11 protein-coding genes are annotated in these 15,042 nt (G+C 72.4%); 3 read left to right on the plus strand and 8 right to left on the minus strand.

Annotated elements, in window-relative coordinates; all coding sequences use genetic code 11:
- Positions 1–93 precede the first annotated feature (93 nt).
- A complete protein-coding gene (locus HNR00_RS12710; RefSeq protein ID WP_183569769.1) occupies positions 94–774 on the plus strand; it encodes an SGNH/GDSL hydrolase family protein in 681 nt (226 codons plus the stop codon).
- Between the two features lie 7 nt (positions 775–781).
- On the opposite strand, the gene HNR00_RS12715 is transcribed toward HNR00_RS12710, so the two are convergent.
- The 7 genes from HNR00_RS12715 to HNR00_RS12745 form a co-directional block, all read right to left on the minus strand.
- Positions 782–1,897, minus strand: a complete 1,116-nt coding sequence (locus tag HNR00_RS12715) for an acyltransferase family protein (protein WP_183569771.1) — start codon at positions 1,895–1,897, stop codon at positions 782–784.
- Positions 1,894–3,120: an acyltransferase family protein gene (locus HNR00_RS12720; RefSeq protein WP_183569844.1), complete on the minus strand. Its 1,227-nt coding sequence runs from the start codon at positions 3,118–3,120 to the stop codon at positions 1,894–1,896. The genes HNR00_RS12715 and HNR00_RS12720 overlap by 4 nt, the downstream gene beginning before the upstream one ends.
- Entirely contained in the window at positions 3,120–4,460 is a 1,341-nt protein-coding gene (locus HNR00_RS12725) for an O-antigen ligase family protein (RefSeq protein WP_183569773.1), read from the minus strand. Before HNR00_RS12725 ends, HNR00_RS12720 begins: the two co-directional genes overlap by 1 nt.
- Before the next feature lie 150 nt (positions 4,461–4,610).
- A complete protein-coding gene (locus HNR00_RS12730) occupies positions 4,611–6,140 on the minus strand; it encodes a GumC family protein (RefSeq protein WP_183569774.1) in 1,530 nt (509 codons plus the stop codon).
- A 394-nt stretch (positions 6,141–6,534) separates the two neighbouring features.
- A complete protein-coding gene (locus tag HNR00_RS12735; RefSeq protein WP_183569776.1) occupies positions 6,535–8,535 on the minus strand; it encodes a right-handed parallel beta-helix repeat-containing protein in 2,001 nt (666 codons plus the stop codon).
- Between the two features lie 7 nt (positions 8,536–8,542).
- Complete coding sequence (locus HNR00_RS12740; RefSeq protein WP_183569779.1) at positions 8,543–9,655, minus strand: glycosyltransferase family 4 protein; 1,113 nt, start codon at positions 9,653–9,655, stop codon at positions 8,543–8,545.
- Positions 9,656–9,683: 28 nt separating this feature from the next.
- Positions 9,684–10,481 (minus strand): polysaccharide deacetylase family protein, encoded by a 798-nt coding sequence (locus tag HNR00_RS12745; protein WP_183569781.1) that lies wholly within the window; start codon positions 10,479–10,481, stop codon positions 9,684–9,686.
- 359 nt (positions 10,482–10,840) lie between these two features.
- Between HNR00_RS12745 and HNR00_RS12750 the strand changes: the two genes are divergently transcribed.
- The gene (locus tag HNR00_RS12750; RefSeq protein ID WP_183569783.1) at positions 10,841–12,154 is read left to right on the plus strand and encodes a lipopolysaccharide biosynthesis protein; all 1,314 of its coding nucleotides are present in this window, start codon (positions 10,841–10,843) and stop codon (positions 12,152–12,154) included.
- 301 nt (positions 12,155–12,455) lie between these two features.
- Positions 12,456–13,898: an 8'-apo-carotenoid 13,14-cleaving dioxygenase gene (locus tag HNR00_RS12755; protein WP_183569785.1), complete on the plus strand. Its 1,443-nt coding sequence runs from the start codon at positions 12,456–12,458 to the stop codon at positions 13,896–13,898.
- A 269-nt stretch (positions 13,899–14,167) separates the two neighbouring features.
- Here HNR00_RS12755 and HNR00_RS12760 read toward each other — a convergent pair whose 3' ends face one another.
- Complete coding sequence (locus HNR00_RS12760) at positions 14,168–14,944, minus strand: creatininase family protein (protein WP_183569787.1); 777 nt, start codon at positions 14,942–14,944, stop codon at positions 14,168–14,170.
- Between the last annotated feature and the right edge of the window lie 98 nt (positions 14,945–15,042).

The raw sequence follows: 15,042 nt of genomic DNA on the forward strand, positions 1-15,042 counted from the left end.
CAAGCGTTCGAGCGCGTACCCCTCTCTCCGCAAGCGGGGCGAGGGGGTGGCGCGGCGGCCGAAGCGAACATCCGGAAGCTTACGAGAGCCGCCATGCCGAGTTCGACGCCGATCCTCGACCGCCGCCGCTTCGGCCTGGGTCTCCTCGCGGCCGGCGTCGCCGGGCGGGCCGAGGCCGCGCCCGTGCCGATCGTCTGCTGGGGCGACAGCCTCACCTTCGGCGCCGGGGTGCAGACCAATGGCGGGCGCTACCCGACAGTCCTGAGTCGGCTCTTCACTCCAGCGCGCCCCGTGCGCAATGCCGGGGTCGGCGGGGAATCGTCGACGCAGGTGGCGGCCCGGATGCTCGCCGATCCGCGCTCGCGCGAGGGCGTGGCGGTGATCTGGGCGGGGCGCAACAATTACGACGACCCAAACCGGGTCAGGGCCGACCTGCGGGCGATGGCGGCGCGGTGCGGGCGCAGCCTCGTCCTGTCGATCCTCAACGCCGACGTGCCGGAAGAGCATCGGGGCCGGCCCGGCCACCGGGCGATCCGCGCGCTCAACGATGCGCTCCGCGACGAGCACGGCCACCGCTTCCTCGACGTCCGCGGTCCCCTGGTCGAGCGCGGTCTCGCGATGTCCGGGCTCAAGCCGACGGCGCAGGATCGGGCCGACATCGTGGACGACGTGCCGGCCCAACCGCTGCGGGCCGACCACATCCACCTCAACGACGCCGGTCAGGCCGTGATCGCCACGCTGGTGCGCGACGCGCTGCTCCTCCGCGGCTGGTGAGCCGGCGTCAGCGGGCGGAGGCAGCCAGCGCCGCCCCTCGAACCGGCGCGCCGGCCCCGGGCGCGTCGAGGCGGCGACGCAGCCGCGCGAACGGGCGCTCGACGAGGCGGTGCATCAGCGCGGCGAAGGCGAGCGTCAGGGCGGCGCCCACGACGCCCTGAACGAGGTGGGACCCTGAGAAACCCGCCACCGCCTCGATCATCGCCGCGTGCACGAGGTAGATCGTGTAGGAATAGAGGCCGATCCGGGTCAGCACCGGCGCCGAGAGCAGCCGCGCCGCGCCGGCACAGGCGCTGCCGCGGGCCGGCTGGAGAATGCAGGCGAACAACACGAACAGGGCGCCGCCCTGGATCGTGTAGCGCAGGGTCTGCCGGAAGGTTTCGTCCCGCACCACGAGGGTGGCGGCGATCACGCCGAGGGCGGCCAAAGCCTGCCATCCGCCGGGGCGATAGCCGGCCGCGCCGTCGAGGAGCGGATTGCGCCAGAGCGCGAGGCAGCAGCCGAACAGGATCGAATCCGCCCGCGTATGCGTCCAGATATAGGTGTCGGAGGCGTCCGCCAGCGTCAGCACCGCGGCGACCCGGAAGGACAGCACGACGAGGCAGGCGATCAGGCAGTAGAGGGCGAGCCGCGCCGCCGAGACGCGACCGACCGCCATCAGGAAGACGAGCGGGAAGAGCAGATAGAAATGCTCCTCCACGGCGAGCGACCACAACGGCAGCGGCAGCGCCCGCATGATGTCGCCGCCCAAAACCGTGACGTAGTTGCCGGCAAACGCCGCCTGCATCAGCACCACGACTCCGTCGTAGGGCCCCTTGAGCAGGCCCGCGGCGTAGAGTCCGCCGACGAAGAGAAGTGTCAGGTAGAGCGGCGGGAAGATGCGGAAGACGCGGCGCAGGTAGAAATTCCGCAGGCTGACGCCGCCGGTGTTGAGCGCCTCGAACCGCAGCAGCGTGGTGATGAGGTAGCCGCTGAGGAAGAAGAAGATCGTGACCCCGAGCCCGCCCGGCACGATGTGGCCGAGCCCGGCATGGGACAGGAACACGAGCCCGACCGCCAGCGCGCGGATGCCGTCGAGCTGGGGCAGATGCGGCATCGAGGTCGGGCTCGTTGTCGGACTCATGCCGGCTTCCTGCGCGTCGAGGCGGCGCGGCCGAGAAGGCCGTCGCGAGGCTGGAGATGGCGGTCGATCAGGCCGCGGAGGCGACGGCGCAGAACCGGCTCGATCCAGCCGGAGACGGCGAGCGCCGCCAGCACCGCGGCCGCGATCCCGGCAGCGAGGCTCGCCAGCGGGTCGAGGCCGAGGGCCAGCATCGCCCGCATGGCCAGCACGCCGACGAAGGTGTGTAGGAGGTAGAGCGGATAGGTCGAGAGCCCGATTGCCCGGAGCGCCGGAGCGCCGCGGCCGAGCATCCGCAGCAGGTGCTCGTTGGTGCGCACCGAGAGCAGGAACAGGCCGAGGAAGCCGAGATAGAGCCCCAGCGGCACGGCGAGCGGCGCCCACGCCGCCGGGTCGAGCCCGAGGCTGTGGCGGGTGAAGCGCGCGTCGTAGCCGATCTGGAGCAGCGAGCCGGTCAGGCACAGGGCCGCGACCGCGAGGCGCCGGCCGGTCCAGCCGCGCCGCGACGCGGCCCAGATCACGACGCCGAGGGCGAATTCGCAGCCATGGGTGACGAGCAGCAGCTTGGCGATCCGCGTCGAGATCAGCACGTCCAGGCCCGACACGAGCGGCGTGGCGGCGAGGCACCACGCCAGGGCGCTGGCGAGGCCGAGGCAGGCGACCGCCGGCTCGAGCCGGTCGGTCCGGCCGAGGGCGAGGAGCGCGAAGACGAAGGCGTAGAAGCTGATCTCGATCCCCAGCGTCCAGTAGACGCCGTCGATCCAGCGGGGCGCGGGGAACAGCAGCAGGGTCTTGAGGTAGCGGCCCGTCAGCTCGGCGACGCCCTCGGGAGCGAAGCCGAGCGCGAGGACGAAGGTGACGCTGGCGCAGAACCATGCGCAGGGCAGGAGCCGCAGGGCCCGGCTCTCCAGGAAGCGCCGGGGCGTGGCCCCGGTCGCCGTGTAGGCGATGACGAAGCCGGAGATGACAAAGAAGATCGGCACGCCGATCCAGCCCGAAGCGCTGAGCGGCAGCAGGGCGGGCAATGGACCGGGCAATGGACCGGGCAACGGACCGGGGAAACCGACCGGCGCGGCGAGCAGGCCCGCCGCCTCGCTCGACGGCACAAGCCAGGCGGTGCAGGCGAGGTGATAGAGCATCACGAGGCCGGCGGCGGCGAAGCGCAGGGCGTCGAGGCCGATCACCTGACCGGCCTGCGCCCCCGGCGAGGCCTTGTGAGAAAGCATCACCGGACGACTCCGTGGGGCACGCCGCCCGTGCGCGGGAACGGCACGCTCGGCCGGTAGCTGCGGCACAGCACGAACAGGCAGTAGAACTGGAAGATCGCCGACATCCGATTGTGCGCCAGGAAGAGGAAGCCGGTGGCGCTGTTGAGGATGAACACGATCAGGATCGCCGAGAGCAGGAAGGCGCAGCGGCGCTCCAGGCTCGGATGGGCGAAGATGGCGGCCGAGGTGAACAGCAGGACGAGGTAGAGGACGCCGCCGACGATCCCGAGCCCGACCATGATGTCGAGGAAGGAATTGTGGAAGTCGGGCGTGAAGAAGTACAGCTCCTGCTCCCACAGCCGCCACGCCTTCGAGAACGGGTCGGTGTTGAAGAAGCTCAGGTAGCCGTAGCCGAACAGCGGACGCTCCTTGATGGCGTCGATGGCGTAGGGCCAGAAGGTGCTGCGGCCGGTGAAGTCGGCGCTGCGGCCGATGGACGTGGCGAGCTCGCCGATGCCGATGAAGGGCAGGCTCAGCGCCAACAGGATCGAGAAGCCGGTGGCCACCGTGAAGATCGGGCGGCCGAACCCCGGCAGCACGCGGGCGGCGAACAGCGTCATCCCGGCGACCACCGTGCCGCTCACCGAGGACATCGAGTTCGCCAGGATCAGGCCGAGCGTCAGGATGCCGAGCGCCGGCCAGCGCAGGCCGCGGGGGCTCGACCCCGGCAGGAACAGGAGCACGAGGATGGCGATCGAGGCCGACATGCCGTGGACGGTCTTGTTGGCGTAGGCGCCGAACAACTCGCCCGACATCAGCAGGCCCGGCCGGTTGATGTCGGTGCGCACGGTGTCGGGGGTGATCAGCACCAGGGCCAGCGAGATGCCGACCAGGACGACGTTGGTCCAGGCGAAGATGCGCAGGAACCGCGCCGGGTGGACGACCGAGGCGAGCGCCGCGGCGATGACGATGTTGAGGACGAGCATCCCGGCCGGCACGATCGAGGCCAGGGGGGCGGGCGACCACGTCGCGGAGAGCAGGATGTAGCCGGCCAGCGGCGCGATCCCGACGAGGCACAGGTCGAGCCCGTTGCGCAGGAAATCGCGAAAGACCACCCAGCAGGAGCAGGCGTAGAGGCCGAGCCAGAGGCCGACATAGAGCAGGTTGCCGCGGTTCGACGGCACGTGGGACTTGGCGTTGCCGAGCTCGTCGCTCCCGCCCGCGAAGGTCGCGTAGAAGGCGTTCACGCACATCAGCACCGCGAAGACCACGAAGACCGTCCGCCACAGGTCGCGGCGCGCGGCGCGCGGCCCGGCCCATGCGGGCGCGGCGGAGAACGGAAGGGCCGTGTCGCTCATGGCAGCACGCTCGGGCAAGGATGCTCAGGACAGGACGGTCGGGGATCAGGCTCCCACGAAACCCCTGCCGCTCCGTCGCTTCCGACAGGGAAACGGCGGGGGCGGGGCGCTTCGTGGAGAGTTTCGCGCGGCAGGCTTAACCGGACGGATTCAGCGGAAATCCCGCAGGGCCCAGGCGCCGGCCGGCCGCGACGGCGGCTCCGTCGGCGACGGACGGGCGGCGTCCGCCTCGGACTCCCGGTCGGTCTCCGCACGCGCCTCGCCGCGCAGCACGCCGAGAAGGATCGCGAGGAGGAGGCCGAGAACGCCGCCGATGATCGTCCCGAGGGCGAGGATGACGGCCTTGCTCAGGTTGGTCGACTGGTCCGGCGGGATCGCCGCGCTGATGGCGCGGATGTTGTTGAGGTCGACTTGGGTCTGCTCGGTCAGCTCGCGGGAGCGCACGAGGTATTGCGAGAACAGCGTGCGGCGCGCCTCGGCCTCGCGCTCCAGTTCGCGCAGCTCGGTCAGCGCCCGACTGTCGGCGAAGGAGGCGCGCGACATCGACTCGACGGTGCGGCGCAGCTCCTCCTCGGTCTGCTTGGCGCGGCGATAGTCGTTGCGGGCGGCGTCGCCGATCCGGCGCAGCTCCTGATCGAGCTGCTCCTGGAGGGCGTCGATCTCGCGGCCGGCGGAGGCGAGGTCGGGATGGCGCGGCCCGAGCACGTTGGCGAGGTTGGCCCGGCGGCGGCGCGTCTCGGCGATCTGGCCGCGCAGCTGCATCACGGCCTGCGACTGCACCGCCTCGCTCAGGCCGTCGAGCTTGCCGTTGAGCGCGCTCGCCTGCTCCATCCGGGCCTGCGCCTCGGTCGAGCGGGCCCGCGCCGTGACGAGCTGGGCGTTGAGGTCGCGCAGGCGCCGGTCGCGGGTGAGCGTGCCGTCGGCACTGACGAGGTCGTGCGCGCTCTTGAAGGTCTCGACCTTGTCCTCGGCCTTGCGCACGGCGGCGCGCAGCTCCGCGAGCCTGTCGTCGAGGGAGGCGCCGGAGCGGCGGGCGAGGTCGGCGCGGGTCTTGTTCGCCTGCTCGGTGTAGATCGCGACGAGGTCGTTGGCGATCCGGGCCGACTTGTCGGGGTCGCGGGTGGCGACCGTCACCTCGATGACGAAGCTGCGCTCGGCGCGGCGCACCGCGATCTTGCGCTCCAGGGCCTGGAGCGCGGACCGCTGCGGGTCCGGTGCGCGGGCCGAGGCGGCGCCGAAGAGATCGGCGATCGCGGTGCGCGCCCGGCGCAGCAGGCCGGGCGGGTTGCCGACGAATTCGGGGTCCCGATCGAGGCGCTCGCGGGTGATCAGGGCGTCGAGCACCGCGCTGGAGCGCAGCACCCGCATCTCGTTCTCGACCGTGGCGACCTGGGCGTCGGCGTTGTCGACGTTGGGCGTCACCTCCCGCTCGACGACGCGCAGGCCGCGCGGATCGATGATGACCTGGGCGGTGGCGACGTAGCGCGGCTCCATCGTCGCGACGAACAGGCCGGCGCCGAGCAGGCCGAGGACGAGGGCGAGGCCGACGAGCCAGCGCCGCCGCCCGATCATCCCGATCACCTGCCGCGGGCTGACGGAGCGCGACCGCCCGGCGGCCTCGTCGCGCCAGTCGAAGGAGGAGAGCGGCACGGCTCCGCGCATGCTGAGGTGGCTCGTCATTCCACAAAACCGGCCCTGAGTCCGGTTCCTCTCGTCTCGGCGGCCTCGCGACCGCCCATCCGCTCCGCCCGGGACGGGCCCGGACGTTGGACGGAGGGAGTGCAAGGGCGCTGCCGCGCGGGGTGTGTCGCGGAGGGACAGGAATCGGGGTGGCGGAGGGTTGGGCTGAGGGAGTCGGGGGCCGTTGCGGGCCTCGCCGAACTGGGCTGTGCCGATCCGGGAGAATAGGCGGGGTTACGCCTCGATCATGCTCGACGTCGCGAGGATGAAGCGCCTCTCCTCCCCCTTGCGGGGAGGAGGGAGGAGGTGGGGGTCGGGCAGAAGGCACCGGAGCGGTTCCTCCTGAACCACCCCCACCCCTGACCCCTCCCCGCAAGGGGGAGGGGAATCCGCCTCAGCGCCGCGGGCTCGGCGCCATCGGCAGCCCCGAGCGCAGCATCCGCGCCGTGTCGAGGCGAAAGTTCCCGCCCTGGACCGGCGGGGCCGCGAAGGCGGCCGGGTCCGAGCCGCCGGCGAGCGGTCGCGTCCGCGCCGCCTCGACATTGCGGGCGACGATCTGGTCCCCCGGGCGCGCGGGCGGCTCGTAGCGGAACGGCGCGCTCCACCAGAACACGTTGTCGGTCAGCCGATTGTCCCGCGCCGAGCCGGGCTCGCGGGCCAGGATGGCGGCGAGCGGCGGGTAGCGGCGGCGCCACAGGGCGGAGCCTGTCGGCATCGCGGCAAGCGCCGTGCGGATCTCCGAGGTCGAATCGGCGACGGAGGGGGCGGCCCAGTTCAGGCCCCGCGCATCGACGTGGATCGCCGGGCTCGCATCCGCGAAGACGTTGCCGGACACCACGTTGTCGCGCCCGCCGCCGATGAAGACCGGCTGGTCGACCCGCAGGAACAGGTTGCCCTCGACGGTGAGGCCGCTCGCCATGTCGTCGAGATAGACGCCCTTGACCTCCAAGCCCGGCTTCGTCCGGATGTCGTGCAGGAAGTTGCCGCGGATCACAGAGCCCCGCGCGGTCCAGTCCCGGCCCGCATAGATCGCGCCGGAATCGGTGGCGCCGTCGAGCAGCCGCGTAATCTCGTTGTCGGCCACGAGATGGTCGTTGCCGCGCAGGTACACCGCGTAGTCGACCGCATCGTGGAAGTAGTTGCCGACGACCCGGTTGCCGACGCCGTCGACCTCGACCGCCGGGCTCTGGGTCCACGACAGGCGGGCATGCCGGGTCAGGCGCGTGTCCTTCAGGACGAGGCCGCCGGGGGTCAGGCTCGGCCGGTCGCCGGCCACGAGCCGCACCGCGCCGAAGCCGGTATCCGCGATGGCGCAGGCCTCCAGGCCGCCGCCCTGCACGCCTTCGAACACGGCCGCGCGCAGACCCGACCAGCCGAGCGCGCTGTTGCGCACGAGGATGTCGCCGCCGCCGCGCGCCGCCAGCAGGTCGCCGCGGGTCCGCTCCAGCCGCAGCGACTCGATGCGGACATGCGAGGCGCCCTCCAGGCTGATCAGCGTGTCGGAGACCGACACCTCGACAGCGCCGGCCCCGTCGCGCGGCCAGACCAGCAGGAGATTGCGCTTGGCGTCCCGCCACCACTCGCCGGGCGTGTCGAGTTCCGCGAGCGCGTGGACGATGCGGGCGCGGGCGATCGGGCGGATGCCCTCGTAGGGCTTCGCGCCGAGCCGCACCAGCGCCGGGCCGGTCGACGGCACCTCGGCGGGAATCGTCTCGAACAGCCAGCCCCAGCTCCAGTAGCCCTCGACCCAGAGATCGGCCTCGCCGCGCCACGCCTCGGACTTGGCCTCGGACTTGGCTCCCTCCTTGGCTCCCTCCTTGGCGCCTTCGAGCCGGATGCTCGGGCGGGCCGCCTCGGGCCCGGCGGTGACGCGGGCGAAACCGTCGTTGGGCCAGCGCGCCGGCGCCAGCGCGCCGCGCGCGTCGAAGACCTCGAAGGTGAGCGGCGGCGGCGGCGGCCCGAGCAGGCGCGGCGGGCGGATGCGCGGGCGCGCGGACAGGCTCTCGGGCAGCCGGAACGCCTTCACCCGGCCCCGCGCGGCGGCCGGAAGGCGCGCGGCCAGGTCCCTGGGCAGCGCCACGGCCTCGACCGGAACGCTGCCGACCACGCGGGTCGTGCCGTCCGCGCCCCCCCGGATCACCAGGGGCGCGCCCTCTCGGCCGCCATGCTCGGGACCGATGCGGGCGTAGCGGGCGAGCCGGTGCAGCCCGGAGGACAGCTCGATCGCGACCGGTCGTCCCGGATCGCGGGCGCGCAGGGAAGCGGCCTCGTCGAGCGCCCGATGCAGGTCCATCGGCGGCCGCACGCGGATCACGCGCTCCGTCCCCGCGGCGGAGGCCGGCGCGCAGAGCAGGGCGAAGCCGAGCATCGGCAGCGCGAGGCCTCGCATCGTCATGGCCTTCTCATGGATTGGCCGCGAGGATCGACCGCAAACCGTCGAGATAGCCGCGCACCGCCGCCTCCGGCGTGTAGTCCGTGAGCGCCCGGGACGCGGCCTCGCGCAGGGCGCGGCGGCGGGGCACGTCGTCGAGCAGGTCGAGCGTCGCGGCGATCCAAGACTCGGCGTCGAGGTCGTGCACCGCGCCGCAGCCCGCGACAGCGACGAGGTCGCGGGCGATGCCGGAATGGGGCGAGGCCAGGACCGGGGTCCCGCTCTGGAGCGCCTCGTGCACGACGACGCCCCAGACGTCGCCCCGGCTCGGGAACAGGAACAGGCGCGCCGAGGCGTAGACCGCCGGCAGCGCGCCCTGCGTCAGGTAGCCGTCGAACCGCGCCGCGATGCCGGCTTGCGCGAAGCGCGCCTCCATCTCGTCCCGCAGCGGCCCGTCGCCCGCGACCCGCACGGACAGGCGCCGCCCCCGCGCGGCGCAGCCGAGCACGACGTCGGTGAAGAAACGCGCCCCCTTCACCTCCTCGTTGAGGATGCCGCAGAACAGGACATCGTAGGGCCGCTCGGCATCCGGCGGCGGCGGCCCCGCGGGCGACCAAGCCGGAAACAGCGGGCTCGTCGCGAAGCGCTCCGGCGCGATCCCGTAGAGGGCGAGCAGCCGGGCGCTGCCCGCGCTCGGGCCGATGCCGGCATGCGCGCCCGAGACGATGGCCCGGCGCAGCCAGCGATGCGGCGCGGAGCGCTGCCCCGGATCGGTCTCCGGCACCCCGTCGGTGCGGATCAGGTAGGGGATGCGCGCGAGCCGGGCGTAGCCGGAGGCCATCAGCATCGTCGGCGAGAAGTCGTTGAGCACGATCGCCGCGGGCTTCAGGGCGGCCAGCCGCGTCACGACCGCGGGATTGACGTAGAGGTTGCGCACCGCGTCCCGGTGCCAGCGCAGGCCCGGCAGCACCGCGTGCCGGAACAGGCGCGGCGCCTCCACGACCCATTGCCGGGCGGCCTCCCGCGGCGTGCAGGACAGGACGTGGAGCGGCCGGTCGAGCCGCTCGGCCAGCCGCTCGTAGAGAACGTGGGTGTAGGGCGCGAGCGCCCCCGTCACGACGACGACCGGACGCCGCTCGGACATGTCCGCCCGGGAAACCGTCGGCACGCGCTCAGGCCGTCCCATCGCTGCGCCTCCTGAGCCGCGATCCCCCGAGCAAGGCCTCGAACTCGAAGGCCGACCAGTGCGGCTCGACCACGTGGCGCGGCATCAGGAAGGCGTCTTCGGCGCGGCTCGTATGACCGCGGCGGGTGGTGAAGAAGGTGCGATAGCCCGCCTCCCGGGCGAGCGCCGGATCGCGGACGGGGTCGAAATCGTGGACGGCCACGCCCCAGGGACAGGCGAAGTGATCGACCGGCCGGCCGGCGAGCGCCGCGAGGTCGCGGCGCGAGCGGGTGAATTCCGAGACGATCTCGTCCCGGGCGAGGCCGCTCAGCCGCAGGTGACGCGCCCCGTGGGAGCCGATCTGCAGCCCCGCCGCGAGCCACGCCGCCACGTCGGCGCGGTCCATGTAGCGGCGCTCGCCCGGGGCCTGGGGCGGCGCGTCGAGCCAGTCACTGACGAGGAAGACGATGGCCGGCAGCCCGAGGCTGGTCAGGACCGGCATCGCCACGTCGCGGTTGTCGGCGTAGCCGTCGTCGAAGCTGATCAGGAAGGCGCGGTCCCGCGCCGGCCAGCCCGCGGCGAGCCGCTCATAGGCGGTGTCGGCGTCGATGAAGTCGCCGTGGCGGCCGAGATGGCGGAGCTGGTCGGCGAAGCGTTCCTGGAGCGCCTCCGGCACCTGATGGTAGCAGAGCGTGTACAGGCCCGGCTCCGCGCAGGCGAGCGAGCGCAGCAGCGAGCCGCCCCGTAGGGTCAGCTCACGCAGGACCGGAGTGTCGCGCAACGCGGTCTTGACCCAATGATACATGCCCACCTCGTCGTACCATCTCCCTTACATTGTTTCGGTTCATTTCTGTAGTCCGCCAGAATCGACTTTGATGGACGGTGGTTAATTCTGAAATAAGGCCCTGCATTGCGCGATGCGGATGCGGATTACTGGTTCGGCTGGCCCGTGGCTTGCGCCCGATCGGCCACGTGCGCAGCATCTGTCCCCCGCCGGGACAGGCCAAGAGAAGCGGTGTTCATGACGGGTCATCTGACGATCTCGACGCCGGGGCCCGCTCCCGGATGGCACAGGCCGGCGCGGCCGCGGGGCACCGCATGGCCACGGGGGGGCACGCGGACGACGTTTCTCCTCCCGATCTCGCTTTGAGCGGACCGCATCCGATGCAAGACGCCGCTTCTCCCCCGCTCGCCGAACGCTTGCGCCTGCGCGCGAAAAAGCTCGTCCGCCGTCCGCCCGCCGCCCTGGTCTCGCTGGCCGATCAGGGCGTCGTCAGCGGCTTCGGCTTCGTCAGCGGCATCGCCGCCGCGCGCCTGCTCGGCATCGTCGAGTTCGGCCATTTCGCGATGATCCTCATCGTGATCTCGTTCGCGCAGGGGCTGCACAACGCCCTCATCACCGCGCCGATGATGACGCTGGCGGGCGCCCGCGGCTCCATCTCGCGCATCTACGGCGCCAACATCCTGATCGCCGCCTTCCTGCTCTCGGTTCCCGGGGCGGTGTTCGTGGTCTTCGCCCTGACGCTCAGTGGCCAGATGTCGCCCGCGGCGTTCACCGCCGCCTGCGCCCTGATGCTGGCGCAGAACCTCCAGTTCACCCTGCGCCGCCTCCTGTTCGCCCGGGGCAAGGGCATGCGGGCGCTCGGCATGGATCTCGCCCGCGCGGCGAGCTTCCCGCTCGCGGCCGGGCTGATCTGGCTCGAACACGGCACGGTCGGGGTCAACGGCTTCGTCGGGATGCTGGCGCTCACCTCCCTGCTGACCAGCCTGCCGTTCATGATCGCGGTCGGGCGCCCGCTCCTGAGGGATTCGGCCTCGATCCAGCTCGGGGCGCTGAGCCGGCGCCATACGCCGATCGCCCGCTGGCTCCTGCCGATCGTGTTCGTGACCTTCGCCCAGGAACAGCTCGTTTGGATGGTCGCGGGCTCCTCGCTCGGCCTCGACGCCCTCGGGGGTCTGAGGGCGGCGCAGTACCTCGTCGGCACCGTGCTGATCCTGCTCAGCGCGACCGAGAACGTCCTGCCGGTCCGGGCCGCCCGCGCCCACGCGGAAGGCGGCGAGGAGGCGTTGCGGCGCTACATGATGACGGCCGGCATCCGCCTCGGCGCGCCGATCGTGGCGATCCTGGCGCTCCTCGCCGGCCCGTCTGAGCTGTGGCTGACCTTGATCTTCGGCCCGGACTACGCGGCCTATGCCGGCTGCCTGCGCGTCCTCTCGATCGGCGTGCTGGTGATCCTCGTGCGCGACCTCGTCGGGCATTACTTCCGCGCCAAGCAGAACACCCGGGTGATCTTCGAATCCCTCGGGATCAGCATGATGGTCTCGCTCGCCGTGGTCATCCCGCTGATGCAGCATGCCGGCGTGACGGGCGCGGCGGCGGCGGTCACGGCCGGCCACTTCGCCTCGCTCGTCTATCTCCTGGCGGCGGCGCGCTGGCAGTCGCGGCCCATGATGGCCTGGCTCGCCCGGGCCCGCTGACGGCAGGAAGCCCCGGAGCCCCCTCCCCCCGCCGTGGATGCCGCATCGAGCCTCCACGGCGGGCCTCGTGCCCTGCCGAAGTTCGGCGTCGGGCGGCGGTCGGTGTCGGCGAGTTCGAGGATCGGGAACCGCCGGCGCTTCAGGGCGCGGTCCGGAGCGACGGCCGGATTCGATCGACAGCCGGTGTGTCGACCGCCCGGGGCCGAAGGTGCCGCACGCGATCTCGCCGCCCCGCCCCTATCGCGAGATCGATCCCGTTGGCACGATGGCACGTCCGCCCGACGCCCGGAGAGCGCATCGTATGTCCAACCCGGTCCGATCGGCCGTCCGCGCCGTGGCGGAGCGCGGCGTCGCGCTGGTGGCGGCCTGCAACCGGTGGCGTCTGCCGAGGGCCCCGAGTCCGTTCACGGTCGGCATCCACGCGCCGATGCGCGAGGAGCTGACGCTCACCGACCTGACCGTCACCGGATCGATCCCGGCGGGGCTCGACGGCCGGTATCTCAAGATGGGGGCCAACCCCGTTCGTCCCGCGGCGCGGGCCCACGAATGGTTCCTCGGCGACGGCATGGTGCACGGTCTGGCGCTGACCGACGGCCGCGCCCGGTGGTACCGCAACCGCTGGATCGGTTCGCGCCTCGCCGCCGCTGCGCTCGGCCGGCCCGCGGCGCCCGGACCGCGACGGGGCCGCAACGACACCGTCAACACGAACGTCGTCGAGATCGGCGGGCGCGCCTTCGCCGTGGTGGAGGCCGGCAGCTTCCCCGTCGCGCTGTCCGAGACCCTGGAGGCGCAGAACTACAACCCGTTCGACGGCACGCTGGCCGGGTCCTTCTCGGGTCACCCGCATCGCGACCCGCTCACGGCCGAGACCCACGCGATCGCCTATGACGGCGCCGTCTGGGACAGCGTCCGTCACGTGGTCCTCTCGCCCGCCGGCCGCGTCGTGCGCGACGTGGCGATCCCGGTCGAGCACGGCCCCTGCATCCACGATTGCGCGCTGACTGCGCGCTTCGCCATCGTGCTGGACCTGCCGCTGACCTTCTCGATGCGGGCCCTGCTCGCGGGCTACCGCCTGCCGTTCCGCTGGAACCCGTCCCACCGCGCCCGCGTGGGCCTGCTCCCGCGGCACGGCACGGCAGCCGAGATCGCGTGGTGCGACGTGGAGCCGTGCTACGTCTTCCATGTCGCCAACGCCTTCGACGAGGCGGACGGCCGGGTGATCCTCGACGTGATCGCCTACCCGAGAGTGTTCGCCTCGGCCGGCGGCGGCTTCGACGAACCGGGCCGGCTGGAGCGCTGGACCGCGGACCCGGCGACGCGGCGGGTCGAGCGGCGGGTGATAGACCCGACGCCGCAGGAGTTTCCCCGCATCGACGAGCGCCGTTTCGGGCAGCGCCACCGCTACGCCTACGCGGTCTCGGTCCCGCCCGACGGCGATCCGCAACTCACAGGCGCGACGCAGATCTACAAGCACGATTGCCGGACGGGCGAGCGCCGGGTGCACGATTTCGGCGGCGACCGCGTCCCCGGCGAGTTCGTGTTCGTGCCCGCCGCCCCCGACGCGGGCGAGGACGAGGGGTGGCTCCTGGGGCTCGTCGTCGACAGGGGAACCGAGACGACGGACTTCGCCATCCTCGACGCGCGCGCCTTCGAGGCTCCGCCGGTCGCCACGATCCGGCTGCCGCACCGGATCCCGCCGGGCTTTCACGGCAACTGGTTTCCGACGCGCCGAGAGCCCGTCTGACCTGGGGGTCTCCTCCTATACCAAGCTGCACGGATCAGGACCGATGGGCCTGCTCCATGCGTCCGGCGTACGATCGCCGCCGCGCCGTCGCGCGGGCCATCGGCGCTGAATCATGGACCTGGCCGATCGGTATCACCCCCTTCCATCTCGAGGTGCCGCCAAGCGGTCTCGAAGGAGGGGTCCCATCGTCGCACGGCATTCGGAGCCCTTCTTCGAGGGCAACGCTCTTTTCGGCCCGCAGCCGGAGGCCCGCCCGTCGGACCTCACCTCTACAGGCGGAAGCGGTCCACTTCGCCGAGCAGGGTCACGAAGGCGCGCGCCCCGTGATCCAGGGCGGCCCGGCCCTTCTCCACGCTGCCGAGGCGCGCGTCGCCGAGCGCGCCCGAGGCGTGGAGGTCCTGCGTCTTCCAGGCGAAGGCCGCCGGGCGGCCGGCGCGCAGCAGCGAAAACTCCCCCTCCATCGCCACCGTGCGCGGCGGGAAGTCCGCGATCGCATCGCTGCGCACGAGGTCGGGCCGCAGCGCCAGCATCAGGGCGGTCTCGATCCCGCCCGCATGGATGCCGTGGCGGATCTCGCCGTCCGGAAACAGCCCCTCCGGCAGGCCGAGCCGGCTCCACGAGGTCGTCACCGCCAGCATCCCGAGCCGCCCGCGCAGCTCGCCCGCCACGAGGTCGATCAGCGCGCTGTTGCCGCCGTGCGAGGAGACGATGACCAGCTTCTGGCAGCCCGCCCGGTGCAGGCCGGCGCCGATCTCGGTCCAGGCGGCGAGCGCGGTCGCGGCGGTCAGCGTCAGCGTGCCGGGAAAGGCGTCGTGCTCGTCGGACTTGCCGACCGCCTGCACCGGCAGGAGCCACACGTCGAGCGCCTCGGGCACGAGCGCCGCGACCCGCTCCAGATAGCCCTGCGCGATGACGGTGTCGGTGCCGAGCGGCAGGTGCGGCCCGTGCTGCTCCACCGCCGCCACCGGCAGAACCGCGATGGCGCGGCTCATGTCGCGGCTGCGGACCTCTTCGGTCGTCAGATCGAGCCAGGATCGTGCCGGCATCTTGTTTGGGTTCGCCTTTGCCCGCGTTGCCGTCCCTTCGGACGGCAAGACGGCAGCGGCGTCAACGCCCCGCGTACGAGACGCGCGGGGCGCGCCGG

Source organism: Methylorubrum rhodinum, from assembly GCF_014199935.1.
In the GTDB taxonomy this organism is placed as follows: domain Bacteria; phylum Pseudomonadota; class Alphaproteobacteria; order Rhizobiales; family Beijerinckiaceae; genus Methylobacterium; species Methylobacterium rhodinum.